Raw genomic sequence first — 26,681 nt, 5'->3', positions numbered from 1 at the left:
TGGGGCGGAACGGGTGATGTCCGGCGAGACTACCGACGCGGGGCCGCACGGCGGCGAAGGCCACGCTGGACGTTAGGGTGAGCCGACCGCGCGAGGAAGCGCGGCCCCGACGTATCTGGAGGTGCCATGGCCGCCCCCACCTGGGTCGCCGTGCCGGACGACTCCCTCTTCGGCGTCCACAATCTGCCGTACGGGGTGTTCACCACCGCGGACCGTCCGCACGAACGCCGGATCGGCGTCGCCATCGGAGACCACGTGCTCGACGCGGGCGCCGCCGCACGGGCCGCCGGAGCGGGAACGGCCGGGCCCGAGGCCGGGCTGCTGACGGCGCCGACGCTCAACCCGTTGCTGGCGGCCGGGCGTTCGGCCTGGACGGCGGTGCGGTCGCTGGTCACCGCCTGGCTGACCGACGAGGCCCACCGGGCGGCCGTCGAGCCGCACCTGCTGCCGCGCGGCTCCGTCACGCTCCACCTCGCGTTCGACGTCGCGGACTACGTCGACTTCTACGCCTCGGAGCACCACGCCACGAACGTCGGCCGGATCTTCCGCCCGGACGGGGAGCCGCTGCCCCCCAACTGGAAGCACCTGCCGATCGGTTACCACGGCCGCAGCGGCACGATCGTCGTGTCGGGGACGCCGGTGGTCCGGCCGAACGGGCAGCGCAGGGGCGCCGCCCTGTCCGCCCCGTCCTTCGGGCCGTGCGAACGGCTGGACTTCGAGGCCGAGCTCGGCTTCGTCGTCGGCGGCCCGACCGTGCAGGGCGAGCCGGTGCCGCTGGCGGCGGCCGAGGAGCACGTCTTCGGGGTCTGCCTGCTCAACGACTGGTCCGCCCGCGACATCCAGGCCTGGGAGACCGTGCCGCTCGGCCCGTTCCTCGGGAAGTCGTTCGCGACCTCCGTCTCCCCGTGGGTCGTCCCCCTCGACGCGCTGTCGGCGGCGCGCGTCGCCCCGCCGCCGCACGACGTGGGGACGCTGCCGTACCTGGACGACCGGGGCGCGGGGACGCCGCCGCGCGGGCTCGACATCGCCGTGGAGGTCCGGCTGCGGGGCGAGGTCGTCTCCCGTCCGCCGTTCTCCACCATGTACTGGACGTACGCCCAGATGCTCACCCACATGACCGTGAACGGCGCCTCGTTGCGGGCGGGCGACCTCTTCGCCTCGGGGACCATCAGCGGCCCGCGGCGCGAGCAGCGGGGCGCGCTGATCGAGCTGACGTGGAACGGCGAGGAGCCGCTGGTGCTGACGGACGGCACGAAGCGGACGTTCCTGGAGGACGGCGACGAGCTCGTCATCTCGGCGACCGCCCCGGGGCCGGACGGCACCCGGATCGGCTTCGGCGAGGTCGCGGGCCGGGTGGTGGCGGGACCGGCCCTTTTCGTGAACTGACCTGTTCAGGGGTCTGTCCGAGTCCCGGGTCGGCGTGATCTCCTACGCCTGACGGCGCGGCGTCCGGCCACGGCACGCCGCGCCGTCGCGTACGCCACGCCGTCGCGTACGCCGCCCCGAGTCGACCCGGACCCGCAGGGGAGCCATGTCCGAGACGCTGCCCTCCGCACCCGCCGAGGACGCCGGCCGAGCGTCCGCCCCGCCGCTGCCCCGGCAGGTGCGGATCGGCTACGGCCTGGGATCGCTGGGCACCGGCACCTTCGGCACGGTGCCGGGCCTGATCCTGCTCTACTACCTCACCAATGTGCTGGCCGTCCCGGCGGCCGTGGCGGGCGCGGCCGTCTTCCTCCCCAAGGCGTGGGACGTGCTGGTCAACCCCCTGGTGGGCGCGGCCGCCGACCGCAGCCGGCTGCAGGGCGGCTCCCGGCGGCCGTTCCTGCTGGCCGGGGCGCTCACGCTGCCGCCACTGTTCGCGCTGGTCTTCGCGGCGCCGCCGCTGCGCGGGGCCGCCGCCGCGGGCTACGTGGCGGTGCTCTTCCTGCTGGCCGCCACCGCCTACGCCGTCTTCCAGGTGCCGTACGTGACCATGCCCGCCGAGATGACGGACGACCCCGGCGAGCGCGCCCGGGTGCTGGGCTGGCGCGTGGCGTTCCTCGGGGTGGCGATCCTGTTGTCGGGCGCGCTGGCCCCCGCGGTCGCCCACGGATACGGCGACACGCCCGCGGGCTACCGGCTGATGGGGGCGGTCGTGGCGGTCCTTCTGCTGGTGGGGATGCTCGGCGCCTGGCGCTTCACCCGGCACGCGCCGTCGGTCGCCCGCAGCGAGTCGGAGGCTTCGCTGCGGGCACAGTTGGCGGCGGCCCGCGACAACCGGCCGTTCCTGTTCCTGGTGGGCATGTGGACGCTGCAGGCGCTCGCCGTGGGGATCATGCTGGCCGGGGTCCAGTACTTCGCCACGTACACCCTGGGCTCGGCGGGGGCCGTCACCCCGCTGTTCGTCTGCATGATCGGCCCGCTGGTGCTGGTGATGCCGCTGTGGAACCGGCTGGCCCGGGCGCGCGGCGTGACGTACGCGCAGTGGTGCGCCTCGCTGCTCTTCGTGGCCGGTGCCGCCCTGCTGGCCCTGACCCCGTACGCGGGGCCGGCTCTCGGCTACCCGGCGGTCGCCGCCGTCGGGATCGCCTACGCGGGGCTGCAGTTGCTCCCGCTGACGATGCTCGCCGACACCCTGGCCGCGGACGCGGTCCGCACCGGGCGGCGCAGGGCGGCCACCTTCACCGGGCTGTGGACGGCCGCCGAGACGCTGGCGTTCGCGCTGGGCGCCGGGGCCTTCGCGCTGGTGCTGGCGGTGAGCGGGTTCCGTTCCTCGGACGCCGCGCACCACGTAGACCAGCCGGACTCGGCCCTGACCGGCATCACCGCCGGCATGAGCGTGCTGCCCGCGGTGCTCGCCGCCGCGAGCCTGTGGCTGCTCCACCGCTACCGGGAGGACCCCGTGGACTCCGGCCCGGCCCCGCAGACCCCCGACCGCACCGACCCGCCCGAGGACACCGACGACCATGCCCACTGAGCCCGTTCCCTCCCCCGCCCTCCCCCAGGGCCGCCCCGCCGGCGAGGTGCTGGCGCAGCTGCGTGAGCTGCGCGCGGACGACGCCCCCACCCGCGGCGGCCGCACCTTCGCCTACGTCTACGACTCCGGGCTGTCCGGCGTGGACGAGCTGGCCGCCTCGGCGTACGCGGCGTTCGCCACCGTCAACGGGCTGGACATGACGGTCTTCCCCAGCGTCGCCCGACTGGAGAACGACCTGATCGCCGCCGCCGTGGCCCTGCTGGGCACGCCCGGCGCCCAGGGCACCTTCACCAGCGGCGGCACCGAGTCGATCCTGCTGGCCGTGAAGACCGCCCGGGACCACGCCCGCGCGGTGCGCGCGGTGACCGCGCCGCAGCTGGTCCTGCCCTCCACCGCGCACGCCGCCTTCCACAAGGCCGCCGCCTACCTCGGTCTGGAGACCGTGGTGGTGCCGGTGGACCGGGACACGCTGCGGGCCGACGCGGCGGCCGTGGCGGCCGCGATCACCGACCGCACGGCGCTGGTGGTGGCCTCGGCGCCCTCGTACGCCCACGGGGTGGTCGACCCGGTCGCGGAGATCGCCGCCGCGGCGGCCGGCCGCGGCGTGCTCTGCCACGTCGACGCGTGCATCGGCGGCTGGCTGCTGCCCTACCTGCGGCGCGCCGGGCGGGACGTGCCGGCCTTCGACCTGTCGGTGCCCGGGGTGACCTCGCTCTCGGTGGACCTGCACAAGTACGGCTACGCCGACAAGGGCGCCTCCGTGGTGCTCTACCGGGACGCCGAACTGCGCCGCCACCAGTACTTCGCGCACGCGGGCTGGCCGGGCTACCCCGTGGTCAACCCCACCGTGCAGGGCACCAAGTCGGCCGGGCTGCTGGCCCAGGCGTGGGCCGTGCAGCGGCACATCGGCGAGGACGGCTACCGCGCGCTTGCCGAGCGCACCGCCGCGGCCGCCGACCGGCTGCTGCCGGGGCTGCGCGCCGTCGAGGGCGTGCGGGTGCTGGGCGATCCCCAGGCCGGGCTCCTCGCGTTCACGCTGCTCGGTGCCGACGGCACACCGGACCTGAGCCTGCTGCTCCACCTCGCCGACGAGATGCGCGAACGCGGCTGGTACCTGCAGCCGCAGCTGTCCTTCGACGGGCTGCCGCCCAATCTGCACCTGACCCTGACCCCCGCGGCGGCCGGTCTGGTGGACGCGCTCCTCACCGACCTGGACGCGGCGTTGAAGGCGGCCCGCGCCCTGGACCCGGTGACGGTGGACCCGGCGGTCGCGCAGTTCGCTGCGGAACTCGACCCGGCCACCCTCGGACCGGAGGAGGTGGAGGCGGTACTGGCCTTCGCCGGCATGGGCGGCGGCACCGGGCTGCCACACCGCATGGCCCCGGTACTGGCGCTGCTCGACGGACTGCCCGTACCGCTCAAGGAACGGTTGCTGACGGAGTTCGTCGGGGCGGTCTTCCGCGTCTGACAGCGCGGGCGCTTGCCGGCGGACGGCCCGGTCCGCCGGACGGCCCGGGCCGCCGGGCGGCACGGGACCCCCGGCGCCTCGCGGACGTGACGACCCGGAGGGCGCCTGGGAAGGCCGGCGGTGGGAATTCGCGCGGCGTGTACGCGTCCGCAGGGTCCTCCGAGTCGGCCGGGAACCGCCGCCCGGCGTCTCGGGCCCCGTGGCCGGGGAAGCCAGGAAGCAGCGCCGCCCCGCGCCGCGGCGGGGAGCCGTCCCGGAAGGCCGCGCGGCAGGCGCGTTCGCGTGACACGCACGCCTCGGCGGGACCCACGGAGCCCGCCGGGCCGGCCGTGCGGCGCAGTACCACGGCCGCACCGATCGCGAGGGGGACGCCAGGGGCCTCAGGTCTCCGCGACGGAGCAGCACGACGCGCCCGCACCCCGCGCGGGAGCACCGGCCCTCCACGAGGGTCGAGGCGGCCACAGCCGCGCAGTCCGCAAGGTCGGCGCGGGTCCCTGGCGGCCCGGCGACGCCACCGCGAACCGGGCGCGCCCAGGAGACCGGCCCGGTGGGCGAGTTCGCGCATGCCTCGGGGGGACCCTTGGAACCGCACACGGCGACGGCGCGGCGCAGCGCCTCCGCGCAGGCCGCGACGGCGCCGCGGAGGACCGCGGGCCCCTCGCGGCCGGTCAGTACCCGGAGTACGCCCGCCGCAGCGAGCGGGGCATCGGCGAGCAGGGCACTCCAGGACGCCGAGACGGTGAGCGAGTTCGCGAAGCGCACACACGTCGGCGGCCGCGGGCCCTCACGGCCGGTCAGCGCCCAGCGGGCGTCCGCCGCCCCCGCGCGCGGACCTCGAGAATCCGAACGCCGCCCAGGAGGCCTGCCCTGGCTGGCGAGTTCACGCGACCGCACGCCTCGGCGCGGCCCATGCAACCGGCCAGGGAGACCCCAATGGACGCAGTGCATGCGGTCGGCCCAGCGCTGACCCGTCGCCGGTCCCTCCAAGGCGGTCGAGGCGGCCACCGCCGCGCGGCGGTCAGCGTTCGCGTCCGCGGGGTTTGAGCGGGGTCGCGGGGAGCTCCGGGGCGAGGAGGCGGTCGCCGTCGTAGCCGTGCACGGTGCCGAAGGCACTGCCGGAGTTCCACTCCTCGCGGGCACGGGCGATCTCCTCGCCGTCGCGGGCGACGAAGTTCCACCACATGACGAGCTTCTCCTCGAACGGCTCGCCCCCGAGCAGCATCAGGCCCGCGTCGGTGTCCGCGCGCAGCGGCAGTCCGGTGCGGCCGCAGCCCAGGTAGAGCATCGAACCGGCCTCGACGGGCACACCGTCGACGTCGGCCCGGCCGGACATCGACAGCACCGCGTACTCGAAGTCCCGCTCCAGCGGCAGCGTCACGTCGGTGCCCGCGGCGAGGGCGAGGTCGGCGCCGACGAGGGGCGTGTGCACGGTGCCGGGCGAGGCCGCGCCGTCCACCTCGCCGAGGATCACCGTGGCGGTGAGCCCTTGGCCGCCGTTCAGCACCGGCAGGCCGGCGTGGTGCTCGAAGGCGGGCTCGCGGTGCCGGGCCGCGTCCGGGAGGGCGACCCACAACTGGGCGCCGTGCAGGAGGCGGGCGTGCTCGCGCGGGGACTCCTCCGAATGGGCGATGCCCCGGCCCGAGGTCATCAGGCCCAGTTCCCTCGGCCGTACGGTCTGCAGGCTGCCGAGGGTGTCGCGGTGCAGCACCTCGCCCTCGTGGAGCCAGCTGACGGTCTGCAGCCCGATGTGCGGGTGCGGGGGCACCTGCATGCCGGGCTGGTCGGCGACGTCGTCGGGACCGTAGTGGTCGACGAAGCACCAGGCGCCGACCATGCGGCGGCCGAGGTTGGGCAGCAGACGGCGTACGACGCTGCTCTCGCCGAGCGGCACGAGGCGTCCGGTGAGCAGGTCGTGGACGGGCTTCGCGGACACGTCCTCACGCCCGCCGCACGTGGCGGGCGCGGGATGGAGGTCGAGGTTGCTCATGGCGCGATCATGCCTCGCGGCGCTGCCCGGGTACGAGCACCGCGGGGATGTCGGCCTCCAGCCCGCGCAGGTACTCGCCGAGCCCCTTGGCCTGCGGGTCGGGGCGGGTGGAGGCGGCGACGCCGTCGCCGAGCAGGCCGTGGACGACGAAGTTCAGGGCGCGCAGGTTGGGCAGCTCGTAGCGGCTGACGGCGAGTTTGGCGGTCTCCGGGAGCAGGGCGCGCAGCCGTTCGACGTCCAGCCAGTCGCGCAGCCAGCCGTAGGCGGCGTCGTCGCGGGCCCACAGGCCGACGTTGGCGTCGCCGCCCTTGTCGCCGGAGCGGGCGCCGACGAGCAGGCCCAGCGGGGCGCGCACGGTGGGGCCCTCGGCCGGCCGGGCGGGCGGGGCCGGGGGCTGCGCGGGGACGCGTACCGACGTGACGGGCGGGCGCGGCACGGGGACGCGGGTGCCGTCCTGCAGCACGACCTCGGGGTGGACGAGGGCGGCGGGGACGAGGGCCGGCCAGTGGACGCCGTACTCGGTGGGCCTGGGCGAGAAGTGCTCCATGTGCAGCCCGGGCGCGGTGGACAGGCCCGTGCCGACGACGGCGCCGAACAGGGAGCGGCCGACCTTGTTTTTGTCGGGGTCCTTGACGGTGAGGGTGAGCCGGGCGCCGGTGGCGGTGGGTTCGGTGCGGACGTCGTACGTCTCGAAGCCGGACGGGCCGCCGGTCGCGTCGAGCAGGGACGCCTCGGCGAACCGGACCTTGGCCTCGATGTCGGGGCCGGTGAGCACGAAGGTGGCCGTGTTGCGGTAGCCGCCATGGTGGTTGAGGCACACCTTGAGGGTGTCGGGGGCGGGTTCGCCGCGGGCGCCGGAGACCAGGACCCGGTCGGGACCCTCCTGTTCCAGGGTCACGGTGTCGAAGCGGGTGACGACGTCGGGGTTGAGGTAGGCGGGGCGGTCGATCTCGTACAGCAGCTGGGCGGTGACCGTGTCGACGGTGACCGCGCCCCCGGTGCCCGCGTGCTTGGTGATGACGCTGGAGCCGTCGGGCCGCAGCTCGGCGATGGGGAAACCGGGGCGCACGGGCCGTTCGACCTCGGTGAAGAAGGAGTAGTTGCCGCCGGTGGCCTGGGCCCCGCACTCGATGATGTGCCCGGCGGTGACCGCGCCGGCGAGCCGGTCCCAGTCGTCGGTGGCCCAGTCGAAGGCCCAGGCGGCGGGACCGACCACCAGGGAGGCGTCGGTGACGCGGCCGCAGATGACGACGTCCGCCCCGGCGCGCAGCGCCTCGGTGATGCCCCAGGCGCCGAGGTAGGCGTTGGCGGTGAGCGGGCGCACGTCCGCGTCGGCGAGCGGGAGCCCGGTGGCCAGGTGGGCGAACGGGTGGCCCTCGTGCTGGAGTCCGGGCAGCCGGTCGAGCAGGTCGTCGCCCTCCAGGTGGCCGACGGAGGGGCTCAGCCCTGCCAGGGCGGCCAGTTCGCGGAGCTTTCCGGCGAGACCTGCGGGGTTGAGCCCGCCCGCGTTGACGACGATCTTGATGCCGCGGTCCAGGCAGGTGGCGAGGACGTCGCCCATCTGGGCGAGGAAGGACAGGGCGTAGCCGGCCTCGGGGTCGCGCTGCCGGGCCTTCCAGAGCAGCAGCATCGTCAGCTCGGCGAGGTAGTCGCCGGTCAGTACGTCGATCGGGCCGCCCTCGACCATCTCGCGGGCGGCCGACAGGCGGTCGCCGTAGAAGCCGGAGCAGTTGGCGATGCGCAGGGTCTCACGTCGCTGGGTCATGTCCCTCGCCGTCAGCGGTGTCGGTGTTCAGATGTGGGCGTTCGAGATGTGGGTGGGGGTGGTGCACGTGTGGGGCGGTCAAGCGGCCGTCGCGCGCAGCGACTCGACGTGGCGGCGGATCTCCTCCGGCGAGAGGTAGATGTCGGTGACCTCGAAGTCCTTCAGCGCGGCCGGCCTGCGGGCCTGGAAGCCGGTGCGGACGAAGTCGTCCCCGGCGACGGCGTTGAGGAACCAGCCCGCGGCGGCACGGAAGCGCGCGGGGAAGGTGCGCAGCGCACCGAGGTGGTAGCCGCGGGCGACGACCTGGGCGGGGAGACCGCTGAGCGGGATGCCGAGCGGCTTGGAGACCGCCTCGACCCCGCCGAGGTCGACGACGAGCCCGAGGTCCTTGTGCCGGTACGGCTGAAGGGGGCGGCCACGCAGTGCCGCGACGACGTTCTCGGCGACGGCCTTGCCCTGCCGCATGGCGTGCTGGGCGGTGGGCGGGCAGACCGCGCCACCGCCCACGTCGAGGTCGGGGACGGCGGCCGAGTCACCGAGGGCGAAGACCCCGTCGGCGCCGGGGATGCACATCTCGGGGTCGGTGACGAGCCGGCCCTTGACGGTCTCGGTGCCCAGCGTGGCCACCAGGGGGCTGGAGACGACGCCGGCGGTCCAGATGAGGGTGCGGCAGGGCAGCTTGCGTCCGTCGGTGAAGGTCACGGTGTCGGGGGTGACCGCGGCGACGGACACGCCGAGCGAGACCTCGACCCCGCGCTCGCTGACGATCTGCAGCGCCTTCAGGCCGAGCTTCTCGCCGAGTTCGGGCATCAGGCGCGGCGCGATGTCGATCAGGTGCCACTTGATGAGGGCCGGATCGAGGCGCGGGTAGCGCTTGGCCGCCGCCGTGGTCAGCCGCTGCAAAACCGCCGCCGTCTCGGTGCCCGCGTAGCCGCCGCCGACGACGACGAACTGCAGCCGCGACTCACGCTCGGCCTGGTCCGTGGTGGCGGACGCCAGGTCCAGCTGGGCGATGACGTGGTCGCGGATGTACGCCGCCTCGGCCAGGGTCTTCATGCCGCGGCCGTACTCGCTGAGGCCGGGGATGTCGAAGGTGCGGGTCACGCTTCCGGGGGCCAGCACGAGGTAGTCGTACTCCCTGACGAGCTCCTCGTCGGTGATCTTCTTGATGACGACGGCCTTGGCGGCCGGGTCGACCCCGATCGCCCGCCCGGGTATGACCTCGCTGCGGTGCACCATGCGGCGCAGCGGGACGGCGACCGCCTGGGGGGTGAGCACGCCGGCGGCGACATGCGGGAGCAGGGGCAGGTAGAGCTGGTGGCTCCAGGGCGTGACCAGGGTGATCTCGGCCTCGTCCTGAGTCAGCCGCCGCTCCAGCCGGTGCACGCACTCCATGCCCGCGAAGCCGCCGCCGACGACCAGGATCCTGGGTCGCTTCATCACTCGCCTCCGTAGGACATTCGGGGCCCGTTTCCCTACCCGCGGCGTGTGCGGATACGCCTCCGGCCACGCTCGCACACGCCTCGTCGCGGCGCGAACGGAGCGGCGGCGCCCGCGTGCGGCACGCTACCGGCCCCGGCGTGCGCGGATGAAGGGTTCCGGCGGACCGGCCCCGGGGTCCGGGGCGCGGTCCGGCGGCCCGCCGGTCACACCCCCGCGCGGGGCGTGAGGCGGCAGCGGGCCGGTCCGCGGGCCTGGAGGGTGATGCCGGCGCCGAGGGGGACGTCGTGGTCGACGGCGGTGAGTTCGTGTCCGCGCAGCAGCACGGCGAGGGCGAGCACGGACTCCAGCAGGGAGAAGTGCCTGCCGATGCAGGCGCGGGGGCCGCCGCCGAAGGGGAGCCAGGCGTAGCGGTGGCGGGCGGCCTCCGCCTGCGGGGTGAAGCGGCCGGGGTCGAAGCGCCCGGGCTCCGGCCAGTGGCCGGGGTGGCGGTGGATCACCCAGGGGACGACGATGACGTCCGCGCCGGCCGGGACGAGGTGGCCGCCGACGCGGGTGGCGGCGGCCGAGCGGCGGCCGATGACGGGCGCGGCCGGGTACAGGCGCATGGCCTCCTTGAGGACCGCCGTGACGTACGGCAGGGCGTCGAGGTCCGCGGCCGCCGGGACGCGTCCACCGAGGACGCGGTCGATCTCCTCCCGGGCCCGGCCCTGTGCCTCGGGGTGACGGGCGAGCAGGTGCAGGGCGAAGGCGAGCGAGGTGGCGGTCGTCTCGTGGCCGGCGAGGAGGAAGATCAGCACCTGGTCGCGGATCTCGGCGGGGTCGAGGGGACGTCCGTCCTCGTCCCGGGCCGAGGCGAGCAGGGAGAGCAGGTCCTGGCCGTCACCGCCCTCCGCGCGGCGGCGCTCGATGATCGCGTCGCAGACCGCGTACAGCTCGGCGGTGGCGGCCGCCGCCCTCCGGTTGCCGGGGGTCGGCCAGTGGCGGGGGGTCCGCACCGGGGCGAAGCCGCGCCGCCGGACGTAGTCGTTGACGACCGGCATGCGGCGGCGGACGGTGTCGACGGCCGGCTCGATCGCGCCGCCGAACAGGACGCGGGCGATCGTGCGGAGGGTGAGGCCGTGCATCTCCTCCAGGACGTCGACGGTGCCGTCGGGCGCGTGGTGCCAGTCGGCGACGAGGGCGGCGGCCTCGGCGGTGACGGCGCTCGCGTAGCCGTCGACGCGGCGCGGGGTGAACAGCGGCTGCAGCAGCCTGCGCTGCCGCTGGTAGTCGGCGTCCTGGCTGGTGAGGAGCCCGTTGCCGAAGGACTGCCGGACCTCCTCGTAGAACGGGCTGTCCTTGCGGAAGCCGGCCGCTTCGGTCGCCAGCACCTGCTGGGCGCCCTCGGGTGAGAACACCGCGTGCACCTCGGCGCGCAGCCCCGGTGGGCCGGCGCTGAAGCGGACGAGGTCCCCGTGGTCGCGCCGCGCGCGCTCGTAGGTGTCGAGGGGCTCGCGCAGCAGGTCGAACATCGACCCGAGCAGCGGCACCCCCGCCGGGCCCGGCACCTTCGTGTGAGCGGTCGTCATGACCCCGATTCTGCGCGCGTACGACGGCGCCGGGGCCCGGGCCGGGGAGCTTGGCCGGAACCCGCCCCGGGGCCGATCATGGGGCGCGTACCCGGCCCACGGGCACGGCGAAGGACGGGAGGCACCATGGAGGACGCTCCGCGCTCGGCGGACGAGCTGCTGGACATCGTGGACGAGCAGGACCGGGTGGTCGGCCGGGCGACGCGCGGCGAGGCCACCGCGCGCGGCCTGCGGCACCGCTGCGTCTTCGTCCTGGCCAGGGACGGCGATGGGCGCGTGTTCGTGCACCGCCGCACCGCGGAGAAGCTGGTCTTCCCCTCCCTCCACGACATGTTCGTCGGCGGTGTGGTGGGCGCGGGCGAGGAGTACGACGACGCGGCGCTGCGCGAGGCGGAGGAGGAACTGGGGGTCTGCGGTCTGCCGCGTCCGACGCCGCTCTTCAGCTTCCTGTACGAGGGGACGGGGGCGGCGGCGGGTCACACCTGGTGGTCCCGGGTGTACGAGGTGCGCTGCGGTCCGCCGGTCGTACCGCAGGCCGAGGAGGTCGCCTGGTACGACTTCGTGACGGAGGAGGAACTGGAACGCCTCCTGCCGGAGCGGGAATGGGTGCCCGACGGCCTGGAGGCCTGGCACCGACTGCGCGACTGGCGACGACGAAGGTGACGCTGATCAGCAGCGCCCAGGCGCCGAACTTGGCGAGGGACACTGGCACCCAGCCGTGGTCCTGGTCGGGGTAGCGCCAGGCGCCGACGTAGGTGGCGGCGTTCTCCGCGACCCAGAGGAAGAAGCCGATGAGGACGAAGGAGAGCGCCAGCGGCATCCGCAGGCGCACCCCGTCGACGGTGAAGTGCACCCAGGTGCCCGCCGTCGTCCAGAGCAGCAGGACGGCCAGCAGCCACCGCGCGTCGGGCAGCCAGTGGTGGGTGAAGAAGTTGAGGTAGACCGCCGCGGCCAGGATCGTCATGGCGCGGCGGCGGTAGCCGGTCAGGCCCAGCTCGAACAGCCGCCAGGCCGCGCACACGTAGCTGCCGACGGCGGCGTAGAGGAAGCCCCCGTACAGCGGGACGCCGCCGAACTTGGTGAGCGCGGGTTCGGGGTAGCTCCAGGAGCCCAGGTGCACCTTGACGAGTTCGAAGAGCAGCCCGACGGCGTGGCACACCGCGATGACGGCGACGTCACGGCCGCGCTCCCAGCCGCAGGCCCAGAACAGCGCGCTGAGCGCCACCCCGTAGCAGAGCAGCAGGTCGTAGCGGGCGACGGGCAGCGGCGGCAGCAGCCGCGAGCCGGCCACGCCCGCCATCAGCGCGACGGCGAAGGCGCAGCAGCGTGCCTCCGTCCAGCCGAAGAGCACGAGCCGGCGGACGCCGGTGACGATCGGTCCCATGGTGAGGGGGACACCGCCGGGCGCCGCCCCGGTTCCGGGCGGGTCCGGCGCGTTCAGTCCAGGGAGCGCAGGGCGGTCCCGACGGCGTCCTCGACGAAGGCCCGGCCGAGGCGGGCCCGGCCCACGACGCGCAGGCCCTGGACGAAGGTGGTGAGGAAACGGGCCAGTTCCACCGGCTCCTTGTCGGCGGACAGCTCCCCCCGGGCCTTCGCCTTCTCCAGCGCCGCCGCGAGGGCGGACTCCAGCAGGCGCATGGTGACGGTGACGCGGTCGACGGTGTCGGGGTCGTCGCCGCGCTCGGTGGCGGCGTTGACCAGCAGACAGCCCCGTTCGGGGTCCTCCAGGTCGGCCTCGACCATCTGCTCCAGCGCGGTGCGGACGGCGGGGCGGACCTCGCCCGCGTTCTCGAGCAGTTCGACGAGCCCGCCGGCGTACCGGGAGCAGTAGCGCTCCAGGGCGCGGGCGTAGAGCTTGTCCTTGGAGCCGAAGGCGGCGTAGAGGCTGCCGCTGCCGATGGAGAGCTCGGCCAGCAGGTCCTGGAGCGACGTCGCCGCGTAGCCGCGGCGCCAGAACAGGTCCATGGCACGGTCGAGGGCCTGGTCGATGTCGAACTCCCTGGTGCGCGCCATGGCGCGAGCCTACCATTTCTGGATCAGTTGATACACTAAGCCGGCCGGCGGCCCGTCCCAGGACGCGCCCACCGCGATGGCGCTCGGTACTGTGGGGCCGTGATCAAGCATGTGCGGGCCGCGGCCGGGGCGGTCGCCCTCTGGTTCGCCCCGGCACGGGTAGGGACCGAGGGGACGACGCCGGACTACCGCTTCTCGCTGGCCAACGAGCGGACCTTCCTCGCCTGGCTGCGCACCGCGCTCGCGCTGGTGGGCGGCGGCTTCGCGGTCGACCAGTTCCTGCGGGACCTGCGCCGGCCGGTCCGGGTGACGCTCGCGGTGGTGCTGGTGGTCGGCGGCGCGATGTGCGCGGTCCGCGCGGTGAACCACTGGGTGCGCTGCGAGCGGGCGATGCGGCGCGGGGAGGACCTGCCCGTCTCGCGCTTCCCCGCCCTGCTGGCGGTGCTGGTGGCCCTGGTGGCCGTGGCGATGCTGCTCACGGTGACGCTGGGGTGGGCGGGCTGATGACGGCCCCCGGCGGCGACACCCCGCGGGACCCGGGCCTGCAGCCCGAGCGGACCCGGCTGGCCTGGCGGCGCACCACGCTGGCCTTCGCGGTGGCGGCGCTGCTGGCCGGACGCGAGGCGGTGCTGCACGGGGCGCCGCCGGCCGGACTGCTGGGGCTCTCGCTGTGCGCACTGGTGTGGCTGGCGTTCACCGTCACCGCCCAGCGGCGGATCGCCGCCCTGGGCTCCGCGCGGCCCGCCGCGATGACGCCGGGGACGGCGGCCCGGGCCGTGCTGAGCGTCCTGGTCCTGGCCGTCGCGGGCGCGCTGCTGGTCTTCCTCACGCCCCGCTGAGGGCGTGCACGTCCCGGCGGGGGGCGGCCCGCCCGTGGGCCGACGCTTGAAGACGTCAAGCTAATGATTTACCATTTCAAGCTTTTGAGTACACTCGCAGACATGAGCGCCCCGACCGCCGCGACGACCGCGCAGCCCACCAAGATCGAGCTGCTGGAGCTGCTCGCCGCCATCGGCACCGCCCAGTGGCAGGACTTCGCCGCCGCGGCCGCCCGGCACGGGCTGACCTCCATGCAGGCCAAGGTGCTCGCCCAGCTGGGCGGCCCGGTGCCCATGCGCGGCCTGGCCGAGCGGCTGGTGTGCGACGCGTCCAACGTCACCGGCATCGTCGACCGTCTCGAGGCGCACGGCTTCGTCCGCCGCGAGGTGAGCGCCAGCGACCGCCGGGTCAAGAACGTCGTGGCCACCGATCTCGGGCGCGAGACCATCCGCCGCGTCCGCGACGAGATGCAGGCCACCCACGGGGCGCTGGACACCCTGGACGCGGCGGAGCAAGCGGCCCTCTACGCACTGCTGGAGCGGCTCCGCCCGGTCATGGAGGCACGCGGCAAGGACCGCTAGGCCTCAGGCCCGGCGCCGGCCGGGCCGGGCGCGGGAACCGGCCCGAGGACGGGAGCGGGGCGGCTTCAGGCCGCGCAGTGGGGCGACGAGGGCGCGGACCTCGCGGTCCGCGTAACCGGGTTCCCCCGCGATCACCCGCACCAGTTCCTCGCGCACCGGGCGTCCGCGCCCCGCCTGGATCAGGGCCAGCGATTCGGCCAGCGCCGCCGGGAGGTCCGGTCCGTGCCAGGGGTCCGCGGCGTACGCGTCGAACCAGCGCGGCGGCGGGAAGGAGGGCTGCAGCTTGGCCTGCTCGTTCCCGAGGTACGACCACACCCAGGGGTCAAGCGACACCCCGACGACGTGCCCGGCCGGCAGGGCCCGGGCCCAGCCGCCCGCCGTGTGCTGCTGCCAGCGCCAGGTGTGGGGGCTGGTCCGCCGGCGGGCCGTCACCCCGACGAAGCGCAGCTTGCGGCGGATCACCGGCCACGGCTCGCGGCTCTCGCGCACCCAGTCGGCGAGGGCGGCGAAGAGCGTGTCGTAGGTGCCGCCCTCGGAGACCAGGTCGACCAGTGCCACCGGCCGGGTGCGGCGGGCCAGGGCGTGCGGCGCGAGCCCGGCGCAGGCGAGGTGCTCGCGCAGGCGGGCCGTGTGGGCGGGCGCCGGAACCGGGCGCAGGCGCAACGACAGTGGCAGGCGCAGCAACCGCCCTTCCCGGGACGAGCCTTCGAAGGCGCCGGTCAGCAGGTCGTACATGCTGTCCAGGGAGCGGCCGACGAAGCACAGGTCGGCGCCGCCCGTGCGGGCGAGCACCTTCCCCGTGCACGCGGCCAGTTCGGGGAGGTACCACAGGCGGGGGCGCGCGGCGCCCTCGGTCAGGGTGCCGAGCCGGTCCGGCGGCGCACCGTCGCGGGCGCGCGTCAGCACCCAGCGGTACGGCTGGGGCGGCGGGGCGGCCGGCGCGGTGGTCATGGCCCCCAGTGCACCACCCCCATCTCCGCCGGTCACCTGGTTTTCGGTCCGCCGAAACGTTCCGCTTGACGTGTCTCGAACATAGAGTCGCCCTGGGCGTCACGCGGCGTCCGGCGGGGTGACGGAAAGAGCAGAGCGGTGAGGTGCGAGCGATGTTCCTGATCACCGGGATCCCCGCGGCGGGGAAGTCGACCGTGGCGCAGGCACTGGCCGAGCGACTGCCCCGCTCGGCGCACGTCCGGGGCGACGCGTTCCGGCGGATGATCGTCGGCGGGCGGGCCGAGGCGCTGCCCGGCGACGGCTCGGGGGACGTCGCGGGCCTGACCGAGGAGGCGCTGCGGCAACTGCGGCTGCGTCACTCCCTGGCGGCGGCGAGCGCGGACGCGTACGCGGCGTCAGGGTTCACCCCCGTCCTGCAGGACGTCATCCTCGGCGACGAACTGCCGCGCACGATAGCCCTGTTGCGCACCCGGCCGCTGCACGTCGTGGTCCTCGTGCCCTCCCCGGAGGCGATCGCCGCCCGCGAGGCCGGCCGGGCCAAACGGGCCTACGGCGCATGGACACCCGCCGACCTCGACCGCGCCCTGCGCGCGGGCACCCCGCGGATCGGCCTCTGGCTGGACACCTCCCGCCAGACCCCGGAGGAGACCGTGGACGCGATCCTCCGCCACGCCGGCCCCACCGGCTGACCCCGCGCGGTCAGGGGGCCAGGACGTCCAGTTCGCGCAGCGCGCCGACGCAGATCTCGCGCATCAGGCGCTCCGCGGACCGCGCGTCGCGGGCGCGGACGGCCTCGGCCACCCGGACGTGGAGGGTGACCGCCTCGGGGTCGGGGGCGCTGAACATGACGTGGTGCTCGGTGCGCCCGGTGAGCACCTCCGCGACGACGTCGCCGAGTCGGGCGAACATCTCGTTGCCGGACGCCGTGAGCATCACGCGGTGGAAGGCCACGTCGTGCACCAGGTACTCGGCGAGGTCGGCGGCCCGTCCGGCCGCGGCCATCTCGGCGGCGAGGACGGTCAGTTCGCGGCACTGCTCCGGGCTCGCGGCGGCCGCCGCCAGAGCGGCGGCGACGGGCTCCACGGCGGTGCGCAGCATGGTGAGCGAGCGCAACTGCCGGGGCCGGTCCGCGCCGGCGAGGCGCCAGCGGATGACGGCCGGGTCGAAGACGTTCCACTCCTCGGTGCGGCGCACCGTGATGCCGACCCGGCGCCGCGACTCGACGAGGTGCATGGCCTCCAGGACGCGTACGGCCTCGCGGACGACGGTGCGGGAGACGCCGTACTGCCGCTCCAGCTCGTCGATGCGCAGCACGGTGCCGGGCGGGTACGCGCCCGAGGCGATGGCGGGGCCGAGTTCCGCCAGCACACGGGCGTGCAGGCCGCCGTGCTCTCCGTGCCGATCCATGGGCGACAGCCTATGCGGGGATTCCTTCGTATGACGATTTCATCTCACGCACTTGAATAAGTAGTACCTATGGCGTTTCCTGGGGCGGTCATGCGGACGAGGAGGTACCTGTGATGACCGAGGCAGGCCCGGAAGGCCCGCACCGCCCCCTGGTGGTGGTGATGGGCGTGTCCGGTTCCGGCAAGTCCACCGTCGGGGGGCTGCTCGCCGAGCGGCTGGGCGTCCCCTACGCCGAGGCGGACGACTTCCACCCGCCCGCCAACATCGCCAAGATGTCGGCCGGGCACCCGCTGGACGACGAGGACCGGGCGCCCTGGCTGGACGCCATCGCAGCGTGGATCGTCGAGCGCGGCGACCGCGGCGGCGTGGTCAGCTGCTCGGCGCTGCGGCGCCGCTACCGCGACCGGCTGCGCCGGGACACCCCCGGACTGTTCTTCCTCCACCTCGACGGGTCCGAGGAGCTCATCTCCGCGCGCCTGGCGGCGCGGATGGAGCACTTCATGCCCGCGGGCCTGCTGCACTCCCAGTTCGCGACGCTCGAACCGCTGGAGCCCGGTGAGGCCGGTGCCGTCGTCCCGGTCGACGGCGGTCCCCAGCAGATCACCGAGCGCGCCCTGGCCGCCCTCCCCCGCTGAACCCCCTCCCGACCATCCGTCCTCCCCTTCCCCCCACCCCCTCCCCCCCCACGGAGTAGAACGTGTCTGCACTCAGCGCCGAGTTGCTGGCCGCGGCGCCGGCGGCGACGGAGCCGATCACCAGCGCGGGCGACACCCAGCTCGCCCTCGCCGCGCTCGCCGGCATCGCGGTGATCGTCCTGCTGATCACCCGCTGGAAGATGCACGCCTTCCTCGCCCTCACCATCGGCACCGGTGTCCTCGGTGCCGTCGCGGGCGCCCCCCTCGCCAAGACCATCACCAGCTTCACCACCGGCCTCGGCACGACCGTCGCCGGCGTGGGCGTCCTCATCGCGCTCGGCGCGATCCTCGGCAAGCTGCTCGCCGACTCCGGCGGCGCCGACCAGATCGTCGACACGATCCTCGCCAGGACCAGCGAACGGCGCCTGCCGTGGGCGATGGCGCTGATCGCCGGCCTGATCGGGCTGCCGCTCTTCTTCGAGGTCGGCATCGTGCTGCTGATCCCGGTCGTGCTGCTGGTGGCCCGGCGCGGCAACCACACCCTGATCCGGATCGGCGTCCCGGCACTGGCGGGTCTGTCCGTGATGCACGGACTGGTGCCGCCGCACCCCGGCCCGCTCGCCGCGATCGACTCCATCCACGCCGACCTCGGCACCACCCTCGCGCTCGGCGTGCTCGTCGCGCTGCCCACCGTGGCGATAGCCGGCCCGCTCTTCGGGCGGTTCGCCGACCGCTGGGTGAAGGTCACCCCGCCCGAGCACCTCACCCCCACCCGGGCCTCGGACGACCTGGAGAAGCGTCCGGGCTTCACCGCCACCGTGGCCACGATGCTGCTGCCGGTGGTGCTGATGCTCGGCAAGGCGCTGGTGGACGTCCTCGTCGACGACCAGGGCAGCCTGGTCTTCCGGATCTTCGACGTCATCGGCTCGCCGCTGATCGCCCTGCTGTCCGCCGTGGTCCTGGGCATGTTCACCCTGGGCCGGGCGGCCGGCTTCACCAAGGAGCGGATCTCCACGACGGTGGAGAAGTCGCTCGGCCCGATCGCCGGCATCCTGCTGATCGTCGGCGCGGGCGGCGGCTTCAAGCAGACCCTCATCGACGCCGGCATCGGCAACATGATCCTGAACTGGTCGGACGGCTGGAACATTTCGCCGCTGCTGCTGGCCTGGCTGATCGCCGTCCTGATCCGCGTCGCCACCGGCTCCGCCACCGTGGCCACCATCTCCGCCGCGGGTCTGGTCGCGCCGCTGGCCGAGGGCATGACCTCGACGCACGCCGCGCTGCTGGTGCTCGCCGTCGGCGCCGGCTCGCTGTTCTTCTCGCACGTCAACGACGCGGGCTTCTGGCTGGTGAAGGAGTACTTCGGGATGAACGTCCCGCAGACCCTGAAGTCCTGGTCCGCCATGGAGACCGTCATCTCCGTCATCGGCATCGTCTTCGTCCTGCTGCTCTCGCTCGTCTTGTAGGCGACGCCCCCGCGTCGCCGTCCGGACGCCCTTCCCTGATACGTTCCATGCGTCTGACCAGGGAAGGGCGTCAATATGTCACAGCTGCACACCGAGCACCCGTTCACCGTGGAGGTCGCTCCCGGGGTCCAGGCCTACGTCCAGCCGGACGGGGGCTGGTGCCTCAACAACGCGGGCTGGGTGACCGACGGGCACACGACGCTGCTGGTCGACACCGCGGCCACCGAGCGCCGGGCCCTGCTGCTGCGCGAGGCCCTCCTCGCCTCCGGCGCGCCGATGCCCGCGCACGTGGTCAACACCCACCACCACGGTGACCACACCTACGGCAACGCCGTCTTCGCGGAGGGGGCCCGGATCGTCGGGCACTCCGCGTGCGTCACCGAGCAGGTCGCGGCCGGGCACCAGCTCCACGCGATCTGGCCGGACGTGGAGTACGGCGAGGTGCCGGTGCTCCCGGCGACGGTCACCTACGAGGACCGGCTGACCCTCCACGTCGGCGAGGAGGAGGTCCAGCTCCTGCACCCCGGGGTGGCCCACACCCTCGGTGACACGATCGTCTGGCTCCCGGGGCGCAAGGTCGTCTTCACCGGCGACCTGGTCTTCAACGGCGGCGCCCCGTTCGTCCCCATGGGCTCGCTGGAGGGCTCGCTGCGTGCCCTGGAGGTGCTGCGCTCGCTCGACGCCGAGGTCGTCGTGCCGGGGCACGGCGGCATCTGCGACCCCTCGGTCTACGCCACCGTCGAGGGCTACCTGCGCTTCGTGGCCGAACTGGCGGCCGATGGCCACAAGGCGGGACGGACGCCGATGGAGGTCGCGCGGGCGGCCGACCTCGGCGAGTTCGCGACGCTGCGCGAGCCGGAGCGGCTGGTCGCCAACCTGCACCGCGCGTACGCGGAGCTGGACGGCCTGCCGCTCGGCTCGCCGCTGGACCTGATGCCCGTGATCACCGACATGGCCGTGCTGAACGGCGGCCGGATCCCGGAGTGCCTGGCCTGAGGCCCGCCCGGGTCACCAGCGGCGGGCGACCCAGCCGGGCTCGGCCTTGCGCATGGCGGCGGCGTCGTCGCGCTCGTGGAAGGTGCCGTCGTCGTCCAGCCAGCGCCGGTGCAGGGCGTCCAGGGCCGTACGGTCCACTTCCACCCCCAGGCCGGGGGCGTCGGAGACGGGCAGCCGGCCGCCGCGGAACTCGTGGCGGCGGGTGATGACGTCCTCGGTCTGCCAGGGGTAGTGCGAGTCGCAGGCGTGGTGCAGCCCGGGCACGGTGGCGGCGACATGGGTCATGGCGGCCAGGCTGATGCCCAGGTGGGTGTTGGAGTGCATCGACAGGCCGACCCCGAAGGTGCGGCAGATGGTGGCCAGTTCGCGGGTGTTGCGCAGCCCGCCCCAGTAGTGGTGGTCGGAGAGCACGATCTGGACCGCGTCCTTGGCGAAGGCCTCGGCGATCTCGGGGAAGGTCGTCACGCACATGTTGGTGGCGAGCGGCACGTCGGTGCCGGCGGAGACCTCGGCCATCAGGGCGGTGCCCGTGGCCGGGTCCTCCAGGTACTCCAGGACGTCGCCGAGCTCCCGCGCCACGTGCAGCGAGGTCTCCACCGACCAGGCGCCGTTGGGGTCCAGCCGCAGCGGCTGCTCGGGGAACGCCTCCGCCAGGGCCCGTACGGCGGCGATCTCCTCCTCCGGCGCGAACACCCCGCCCTTCAGCTTGAACGAGGTGAAGCCGTGCTCGCGCACCAGCCTGCGGGCCTGAGCCACCACCCCGGCCGGGTCCAGCGCGGCGTCCCAGTCGTCCTTCTCGCCCTGGCCTCCGGGGTGTCCGGCCCAGCGGTAGAAGAGGTAGGCGCTGTAGTCGACAGTGTCGCGGACCTTCCCGCCGAGCAGGGCGTGCACGGGCAGCCCTAGCACCTTGCCGAGGGCGTCCAGGCAGGCCACCTCGAAGGCCGAGACCACCGAGAGCAGCAATTTGTCGGCGGTCTGGACACCGCGCAGTCCGCCCGCGTCCACCGCGTCGGAGATCCCCTCGGGGGGCGCGCACACCAGCGCCGCGAGCGACGGCAGGTTGTTGAGGTCGTCGACGCGGCAGCCCGGCAGGGCATCCGCCAGCTGCCGGGCGGGTTCGAGGTAGCGGGTGTCGCCGTAGGTCTCCCCGACGCCGCTCACGCCGCTCGCGGTGGTCACCTCGACGATCAGGCGTGGGGTGTAGGGCTGGTGCACGCCTTGGGTGTTGAGCAGCGGCGGGTCGGAGATGAGGACGGGGGTGAGACGCACCCCCGTGATCGTCAGGTCCCTGTGCTGTGTCACTGCACGCCACCCCTCGCGTTCATCTCGTTCGCATATGTGAATTCCATACGTCCACCAGAACGCGACCCTAGGCGGCGTCCGGATGCCCGTCAAGAACGCGCAGGTCGGCGGCGCTACGCCGGTCCGCCGGACGGCGCCGGGACCCAGTCCGGCAGCGGCTCCAACGCCGCACGCCAGTCGGGCGGCAGCGAGGCGACACCCGTGCGGGCGGCGATGACCCCGCCGGCGATGGCACAGGTGGTGTCCATGTCGCCGAGCCCGGCGACGGTGGGCCACAGGCCGCCCTCCAGGTCGTCCAGGTGCCGCGCGGCGCACCACAGCGCGAAGGGGACGGTGTCGGGCGCCGAGACCCCGTAACCGGAGCCCAGGACCTCGGCCGCGTGCCGCACCGAGGTGCCCTCGGGGAAGCGGCCCGCGGTGCGCAGGCCGGAGCGCACGTCGCTGTCGGGGAGCCGGTCGGCCACCGCCGTCAGCAGGTCCTCCGGGGCCGGGCCGCCACGGCTGCGGGCCGCGAGCGCGGCGGCGAGCGCCACGGCGACGGCTCCGGCGGCGGCCTCGGGGTGGTGGTGGGACACGGCCGCCTGCGCGGCGGCGGCGCCGGCGGCACCCTCCAGGTCGGCGGCGAGCCACGCACCCAGCGGGGCGACCCGCATCGCGGCTCCGTTGCCGTACGAGCCCTGCCCGCCGAACTGCCCGCCCACGACGTCCGCCCAGGGCTCCCCGGCGCCGATGCGGCGCAGGACGTCGTGCATGGAGGGTCCGTACTTGCGGTACGGGTCGGCGGCGTACGTCGCGGCGAGACCGGCCGCGAGGGCGTCCTGCCCGACGGTTCCGCCGTGCGCCTCGAGGTGCCCGAACAGCGCCAGGGCCTGGGCGGTGTCGTCGGTCCAGTACCAGGGAACGTCCTCGGGGGTGATCCGCTGCGCGATGCCGCCCTCCCGCTCCTCGCGCGGGAGGAAGAACCAGCGGTCGCCGAAGGCGTCGCCATGGGCCAGTCCGTACAGCGAGTCGAGGGCGGCGGGCGGGATCATGGCGTCAGTCTCGCAGCGCCGGGAACCGCGGGCACCTGGATTTCGCGGCGGACGGGGCGGCGGACTGGACGACATACCGACTGGTCGGCATGATAGCCGGGACAGCTTTGGCAGTGGCGAGGAGCAAGGATGAGCGGGACGGAGAACCCACCGGGACTCGACCTGGAGCGGCTGCGGCGGCACCTCGACGCCGAGCGGCCCGGGCTGGTGGCGGGCGCGCTCGACGGCGAGCTCATCGAGGGCGGCCGGTCGAACCTGACCTACGCGGTGACCGACGGCGTCTCCCGCTGGGTCGTCCGGCGCCCCCCGCTCGGCCACGTCCTGGCGACGGCGCACGACATGACCCGCGAGCACCGGGTCATCAGCGCCCTGCACGACACCCCCGTCCCCGTCCCGGGGGCGGTGCTCCTCTGCGAAAACCCCGAGGTCATCGGCGCGCCCTTCTACGTCATGGACTTCGTCGAGGGCACGCCCTACCGCACCGAGGGACAGCTCGCGGCGCTCGGGCCGGAGCGCACCCGGGACATCGTGCTGCGACTGGTGGACACCCTGGTGGCGCTGCACGCCGTGGACCCGCAAGCGGTGGGACTGGACGACTTCGGCAGGCCCGAGGGCTTCCTGGAGCGGCAGTTGCGCCGCTGGGGCAAGCAGCTCGACGCCTCGCGCAGCCGCGAGCTGGCGGGCATCGACGAACTCGCGGCGCTGCTCGGCACACGCCTGCCCGCCTCCGCGCCGGCGGCGGTCGTGCACGGCGACTACCGGCTCGACAACGTCCTGATCGGCGCCGACGACACCGTCCGGGCCATCCTCGACTGGGAGATGTCCACCCTCGGCGACCCGCTCACCGACCTCGGGCTGCTGCTCATGTACAGCGAGCTGCGCCCCACCCCCGGCACCCCCGTCTCCGTCACCGGTGGCGCGCCCGGCCACCCCTCCCCCGCCGAGCTGGTCGAGCGCTACGCGGCCGGCTCCGGCCGGGACGTGTCCTCGGTCGCCTGGTACACCGCCTTCGCCTACTTCAAGCTCGCGGTGATCCTCGAGGGCATCCACTACCGCTACACCCTCGGCCAGACCCTCGGCGCCGGCTTCGACCGGATCGGCGCCCTGGTCCCGGCCTTCATCGACAACGGCCTGCGGACGCTTCAGGAAGGCTGAGCCATGGATTTCGCGTACGACGCCAGGACCGAGGAACTGCGCGAGCGGCTGCTCGCGTTCATGGACGAGCACGTGTACCCGGCGGAACCGGTCTTCCACCGGCAGCGCGAGGAAGCCGAGGGAGAGGCCGTGTGGTCGGCGCCGCCGGTCGTGGAGGAACTGAAGGCCATGGCGCGCGAGCGCGGGCTGTGGAACCTCTTCCTCCCCGGCGAGCGCGGCGCCGGGCTCACCAACCTCCAGTACGCGCCGCTGGCCGAGATCACCGGCCGCAGCCCGCACCTCGCCCCGCCGGCCCTCAACTGCGCCGCGCCGGACACCGGCAACATGGAGGTGCTGAGCGAGTTCGGCAGCGAGGAGCAGCGCAAGACCTGGCTGGAGCCGCTGCTCGCGGGCGAGATCCGCTCGGCCTTCGCGATGACCGAGCCCGACGTCGCCTCGTCCGACGCGACCAACATCGAGACGCGGATCGAGCGGGTCGGCGACGAGTACGTCATCAACGGCCGCAAGTGGTACATCTCCGGCGCGATGAACCCTCGGTGCCAGATCTTCATCGTCATGGGCAAGACCGACCCGGCCGCGGACCGGCACCGCCAGCAGAGCATGGTCCTGGTGCCGCGCGACACCCCCGGCCTCGAAGTGCGCCGCGGCATGCGGGTGTTCGGCTACGACGACGGCGACCACGGCGGCCATGCGGAGGTCGTCTTCCACGACGTGCGCGTCCCCGCGGAGAACCTGATCGGCGAGGAGGGCGGCGGCTTCGCCATCGCCCAGGCGCGGCTGGGCCCGGGCCGCATCCACCACTGCATGCGGCTGATCGGCATGGCCGAACGGGCGGTGGAGCTGATGTGCCGGCGTGCCACAGGGCGTGTCGCCTTCGGCAGGCCGCTGGCGGCGCAGGGGGTCGTCCAGGAGTGGATCGCCGAGGCCCGGGTGGAGATCGAGCAGCTGCGGCTGCTGGTGCTCAAGACCGCCTGGCTGATGGACACCGTCGGCAACCGGGGCGCCCACACCGAGATCCAGGCCATCAAGATCGCCACCCCGGAGAAGGTCGGGCTGATCCTCGACCGCGCCATCCAGCTGCACGGCGCGGGCGGCGTCAGCCAGGACTTCCCGCTGGCCGAGCTGTACGCGGCGGCCCGCACGCTGCGGCTGGCCGACGGCCCCGACGAGGTCCACAAGCGCTCCCTGGCCCGCCGTGAACTGAAGCGGTACGCCGAGAACGCCTGACGCGGCACGCAGGACGGCGGCTCCACCGGGCTCCTGCCCCCGGGGGAGCCGCCCCCGCGCGGTGCGGATTCCGCGCAACCGGTGTCACGGCCGCCGCCGAACGCGCGGGCGGCACGCCCCCGGGGCCGATCCTCCACCTCGGTCCGTCCGCGCGCCGGCCCGCGTCGTGTGACGTCCGAACCCCTGGGCGCACCGCTCGGCGACCGCTTCGGCGAGCGGGGGCACGGCTGCCGCGACGGCACCCGGCCACGGCGCTCCGGCTCCGCGCTGCGCGATCAGCCGGGCAGGACCACCACGCGGCCGGTCGTCGTGCCGTCGGCGACCCGCTGGACGGCGTCCGCGGCACCCTCCAGGGCGACGCGCTCGCTGACGAGGGGCTTGATCGCGCCCTCGGCGGCGAGACGGGTGAGCTCGTCGTGGCAGCCGCGCACGGCGGCGGGGTCGTGGGCGTTGTACAGGCCCCAGTGCAGGCCGACGATGGAGTAGTTCTTGACCAGCGCGTGGTTGAGGCCGGGGCTGGGGATCGTGCCACTGGTGAAGCCCACGACCAGGATGCGGCCCTCGAAGGCGATGCACTTGGTGGACCGGGTGTAGGCCTCGCCGCCCACCGGGTCGTACACGACGTCGGCGCCGCGTCCGCCGGTGGCCTCCTTGACGACGGCCACGAAGTCCTCGCAGGTCCGGTCCACGACGACGTCGGCGCCCAGTTCGCGGGCGGCCTTGGCCTTCTCGGGCCCGCCGACCACGCCGATCACCGTGGCGCCCGCCGCCTTGCCGAGCTGGACGGCGGCGCTGCCGACACCGCCCGCCGCTGCGTGCACGAGCAGGGTCTCGCCGGCCCGGAGCCCCGCCCGCCGGTGCAGCCCGAACCAGCCGGTCTGGTAACCGATGTGGAGGGCGGCGGCCTCGGCGTCGTCCAGCGCGGGGGGCGCGGGCAGCACGCTCGCGGCGGGGACGACGGCGAGTTCGGCGAAGGCACCGCCGGGCAGCGCCGCCGGGGCGATGACCCGGTCGCCGGCGACGTGCCCGGTGACCCCCTCGCCGGTCGCGACGACCTCACCGCAGAACTCGACGCCCGGGGTGAACGGCAGCGGCGGCCGCACCTGGTAGTGCCCGCGGCAGAGCAGCGCGTCGGGGAAGTTGACGTTGGCCGCGCGGACCTTCAGGAGCAGTTCACCGGGGCCCGGCTGCGGGTCGGGGACCTCGTCCAGGCGCATCGCCGCGCGCGGCTCCCCGTTCTCGTGCACTCGCCATGCCTTCATGCGGTCTGCTCCCGGTTCGGTTCAGGGCTGCCGCACGGAGTGCAGCAGCATGTCTGCGAAGTCGGCGGCGACCTGGTCGGCGGAGAGCGGCCCGTCCTCCCGGTACCAGGTGCCGAGGTGGTGCACGGCGCCGAAGAAGAAGTCGACGACGAGATCCGGCCGGACCTCCTGCCGGAATACGCCCTCGCGCTGCCCCTCCTCGACCAGTGCGCGGAACTTCTCGTGGTAGCGGCGGCGGTCGGCCCGCACCGCCTTCTGCTTCTCCGGGCTGAGCTGGTGCATCGACCGGAAGAAGATCTTGGTGTCGTCGAGGTTGCCGATGCTGGTGACGACGACGTCGGCGGCGGCCTCGACCAGGCGTTCCGCCACCGGAGCCGTCTCCTTGCCGGCGATCGCCTCCAGGCGCTGCATCTGCAGCCGCAGCACGCGCCCGTAGATCTCGTGCAGGAGGTCGTCCTTGCTGCCGAAGTAGTGGTAGAGCGCGCCCTTGGTGACGCCGGCCGCCTCGACGATCTCCTGCACCGACGTCCGGTCGTATCCGCGCTCGGCGAAGAGGCGGGTGGCCTCGGCGAGCAGCCGCTGGGGTACCGCGGTCGTGGTCGCCTTGGGTGGGGTGGTGCTCCGTGCCATGGCCTGCCCTCTCTCCGTA

Annotated in this window: 24 protein-coding genes and 1 pseudogene; 13 read left to right on the top strand and 12 right to left on the bottom strand. The window is 74.2% G+C overall.

Annotated elements, in window-relative coordinates:
- The first annotated feature begins 126 nt into the window (after positions 1 to 126).
- The 3 genes from fahA (at position 127) to ABZ312_RS28385 (ending at position 4,424) form a co-directional block, all read left to right on the top strand.
- Complete coding sequence (fahA, locus tag ABZ312_RS28395; protein WP_500439041.1) at positions 127 to 1,386, top strand: fumarylacetoacetase; 1,260 nt, start codon at positions 127 to 129, stop codon at positions 1,384 to 1,386.
- 145 nt (positions 1,387 to 1,531) lie between these two features.
- Positions 1,532 to 2,956, top strand: coding sequence for an MFS transporter (locus ABZ312_RS28390; RefSeq protein WP_500328397.1), 1,425 nt, complete (start codon positions 1,532 to 1,534; stop codon positions 2,954 to 2,956).
- Entirely contained in the window at positions 2,946 to 4,424 is a 1,479-nt protein-coding gene (locus ABZ312_RS28385) for a pyridoxal phosphate-dependent decarboxylase family protein (RefSeq protein ID WP_500328399.1), read from the top strand. Before ABZ312_RS28390 ends, ABZ312_RS28385 begins: the two co-directional genes overlap by 11 nt.
- A gap of 1,018 nt (positions 4,425 to 5,442) precedes the next feature.
- Here ABZ312_RS28385 and ABZ312_RS28380 read toward each other — a convergent pair.
- The 4 genes from ABZ312_RS28380 to ABZ312_RS28365 form a co-directional block, all read right to left on the bottom strand.
- The gene (locus ABZ312_RS28380; RefSeq protein ID WP_500360098.1) at positions 5,443 to 6,411 is read right to left on the bottom strand and encodes a pirin family protein; all 969 of its coding nucleotides are present in this window, start codon (positions 6,409 to 6,411) and stop codon (positions 5,443 to 5,445) included.
- A gap of 7 nt (positions 6,412 to 6,418) precedes the next feature.
- Positions 6,419 to 8,176, bottom strand: a complete 1,758-nt coding sequence (locus ABZ312_RS28375) for an acyclic terpene utilization AtuA family protein (protein WP_500439040.1) — start codon at positions 8,174 to 8,176, stop codon at positions 6,419 to 6,421.
- Positions 8,177 to 8,254: 78 nt separating this feature from the next.
- The gene (locus ABZ312_RS28370) at positions 8,255 to 9,616 is read right to left on the bottom strand and encodes an NAD(P)/FAD-dependent oxidoreductase (RefSeq protein WP_500328405.1); all 1,362 of its coding nucleotides are present in this window, start codon (positions 9,614 to 9,616) and stop codon (positions 8,255 to 8,257) included.
- 206 nt (positions 9,617 to 9,822) lie between these two features.
- Positions 9,823 to 11,187, bottom strand: coding sequence for a cytochrome P450 (locus tag ABZ312_RS28365; RefSeq protein ID WP_500328406.1), 1,365 nt, complete (start codon positions 11,185 to 11,187; stop codon positions 9,823 to 9,825).
- A 126-nt stretch (positions 11,188 to 11,313) separates the two neighbouring features.
- Between ABZ312_RS28365 and ABZ312_RS28360 the strand changes: the two genes are divergently transcribed.
- On the top strand, positions 11,314 to 11,850 hold the full coding sequence (locus ABZ312_RS28360; protein ID WP_500439039.1) for an NUDIX hydrolase: 537 nt from the start codon (positions 11,314 to 11,316) through the stop codon (positions 11,848 to 11,850).
- Here ABZ312_RS28360 and ABZ312_RS28355 read toward each other — a convergent pair.
- Positions 11,801 to 12,571, bottom strand: a pseudogene (locus ABZ312_RS28355) (DUF817 domain-containing protein); the annotation flags it as partial. The gene ABZ312_RS28360 and the pseudogene ABZ312_RS28355 overlap by 50 nt on opposite strands.
- A gap of 53 nt (positions 12,572 to 12,624) precedes the next feature.
- A complete protein-coding gene (locus ABZ312_RS28350; protein ID WP_500439038.1) occupies positions 12,625 to 13,200 on the bottom strand; it encodes a TetR/AcrR family transcriptional regulator in 576 nt (191 codons plus the stop codon).
- A 99-nt stretch (positions 13,201 to 13,299) separates the two neighbouring features.
- On the opposite strand from ABZ312_RS28350, the gene ABZ312_RS28345 reads away from it, so the two are divergent.
- From ABZ312_RS28345 to ABZ312_RS28335, 3 genes are all read left to right on the top strand, one after another.
- Positions 13,300 to 13,704 (top strand): YidH family protein, encoded by a 405-nt coding sequence (locus ABZ312_RS28345; RefSeq protein WP_500328411.1) that lies wholly within the window; start codon positions 13,300 to 13,302, stop codon positions 13,702 to 13,704.
- The gene (locus tag ABZ312_RS28340; protein WP_500328413.1) at positions 13,704 to 14,039 is read left to right on the top strand and encodes a DUF202 domain-containing protein; all 336 of its coding nucleotides are present in this window, start codon (positions 13,704 to 13,706) and stop codon (positions 14,037 to 14,039) included. Before ABZ312_RS28345 ends, ABZ312_RS28340 begins: the two co-directional genes overlap by 1 nt.
- Positions 14,040 to 14,141: 102 nt before the next feature.
- The gene (locus ABZ312_RS28335; RefSeq protein ID WP_500328415.1) at positions 14,142 to 14,600 is read left to right on the top strand and encodes a MarR family winged helix-turn-helix transcriptional regulator; all 459 of its coding nucleotides are present in this window, start codon (positions 14,142 to 14,144) and stop codon (positions 14,598 to 14,600) included.
- 3 nt (positions 14,601 to 14,603) lie between these two features.
- Here the strand turns inward: ABZ312_RS28335 and ABZ312_RS28330 are convergent, their stop codons facing one another.
- A complete protein-coding gene (locus tag ABZ312_RS28330) occupies positions 14,604 to 15,551 on the bottom strand; it encodes a hypothetical protein (RefSeq protein ID WP_500328417.1) in 948 nt (315 codons plus the stop codon).
- 152 nt (positions 15,552 to 15,703) lie between these two features.
- On the opposite strand from ABZ312_RS28330, the gene ABZ312_RS28325 reads away from it, so the two are divergent.
- Positions 15,704 to 16,240 (top strand): nucleoside/nucleotide kinase family protein, encoded by a 537-nt coding sequence (locus ABZ312_RS28325; RefSeq protein WP_499510995.1) that lies wholly within the window; start codon positions 15,704 to 15,706, stop codon positions 16,238 to 16,240.
- A gap of 10 nt (positions 16,241 to 16,250) precedes the next feature.
- Here ABZ312_RS28325 and ABZ312_RS28320 read toward each other — a convergent pair whose 3' ends face one another.
- Positions 16,251 to 16,958, bottom strand: a complete 708-nt coding sequence (locus ABZ312_RS28320; RefSeq protein WP_500328419.1) for a FadR/GntR family transcriptional regulator — start codon at positions 16,956 to 16,958, stop codon at positions 16,251 to 16,253.
- A gap of 113 nt (positions 16,959 to 17,071) precedes the next feature.
- Here ABZ312_RS28320 and ABZ312_RS28315 point away from each other — a divergent pair, with 113 nt between their 5' ends.
- From ABZ312_RS28315 to ABZ312_RS28305, 3 genes are all read left to right on the top strand, one after another.
- Positions 17,072 to 17,593 carry a gluconokinase gene (locus ABZ312_RS28315; protein ID WP_500328421.1) on the top strand — a complete coding sequence of 174 codons (522 nt, stop codon included), beginning with the start codon at positions 17,072 to 17,074 and terminating at the stop codon, positions 17,591 to 17,593.
- A 62-nt stretch (positions 17,594 to 17,655) separates the two neighbouring features.
- Complete coding sequence (locus ABZ312_RS28310; RefSeq protein ID WP_500439037.1) at positions 17,656 to 19,059, top strand: GntP family permease; 1,404 nt, start codon at positions 17,656 to 17,658, stop codon at positions 19,057 to 19,059.
- Positions 19,060 to 19,134: 75 nt separating this feature from the next.
- Positions 19,135 to 20,055: an MBL fold metallo-hydrolase gene (locus ABZ312_RS28305; RefSeq protein WP_500328425.1), complete on the top strand. Its 921-nt coding sequence runs from the start codon at positions 19,135 to 19,137 to the stop codon at positions 20,053 to 20,055.
- A gap of 12 nt (positions 20,056 to 20,067) precedes the next feature.
- Here the strand turns inward: ABZ312_RS28305 and ABZ312_RS28300 are convergent, their stop codons facing one another.
- Complete coding sequence (locus ABZ312_RS28300) at positions 20,068 to 21,357, bottom strand: glucarate dehydratase family protein (protein ID WP_500328427.1); 1,290 nt, start codon at positions 21,355 to 21,357, stop codon at positions 20,068 to 20,070.
- 113 nt (positions 21,358 to 21,470) lie between these two features.
- Positions 21,471 to 22,388 carry an ADP-ribosylglycohydrolase family protein gene (locus ABZ312_RS28295; protein ID WP_500439036.1) on the bottom strand — a complete coding sequence of 306 codons (918 nt, stop codon included), beginning with the start codon at positions 22,386 to 22,388 and terminating at the stop codon, positions 21,471 to 21,473.
- 129 nt (positions 22,389 to 22,517) lie between these two features.
- Here ABZ312_RS28295 and ABZ312_RS28290 point away from each other — a divergent pair, with 129 nt between their 5' ends.
- Positions 22,518 to 23,543: a phosphotransferase family protein gene (locus ABZ312_RS28290; protein WP_500328429.1), complete on the top strand. Its 1,026-nt coding sequence runs from the start codon at positions 22,518 to 22,520 to the stop codon at positions 23,541 to 23,543.
- Positions 23,544 to 23,546: 3 nt separating this feature from the next.
- Positions 23,547 to 24,770, top strand: coding sequence for an acyl-CoA dehydrogenase family protein (locus ABZ312_RS28285; protein WP_500328430.1), 1,224 nt, complete (start codon positions 23,547 to 23,549; stop codon positions 24,768 to 24,770).
- 275 nt (positions 24,771 to 25,045) lie between these two features.
- Here the strand turns inward: ABZ312_RS28285 and ABZ312_RS28280 are convergent, their stop codons facing one another.
- Positions 25,046 to 26,032: an NADPH:quinone oxidoreductase family protein gene (locus ABZ312_RS28280; protein WP_500439035.1), complete on the bottom strand. Its 987-nt coding sequence runs from the start codon at positions 26,030 to 26,032 to the stop codon at positions 25,046 to 25,048.
- Positions 26,033 to 26,053: 21 nt separating this feature from the next.
- Entirely contained in the window at positions 26,054 to 26,662 is a 609-nt protein-coding gene (locus tag ABZ312_RS28275; protein WP_499511005.1) for a TetR/AcrR family transcriptional regulator, read from the bottom strand.
- Positions 26,663 to 26,681: the final 19 nt, after the last annotated feature.

It is taken from the genome of Streptomyces sp. NPDC006207 (assembly GCF_040613835.1).
In the GTDB taxonomy this organism is placed as follows: domain Bacteria; phylum Actinomycetota; class Actinomycetes; order Streptomycetales; family Streptomycetaceae; genus Actinacidiphila.
Note: the sequence above shows the minus strand (reverse complement) of the source record. Positions and strands in the feature narration are given on the sequence as shown.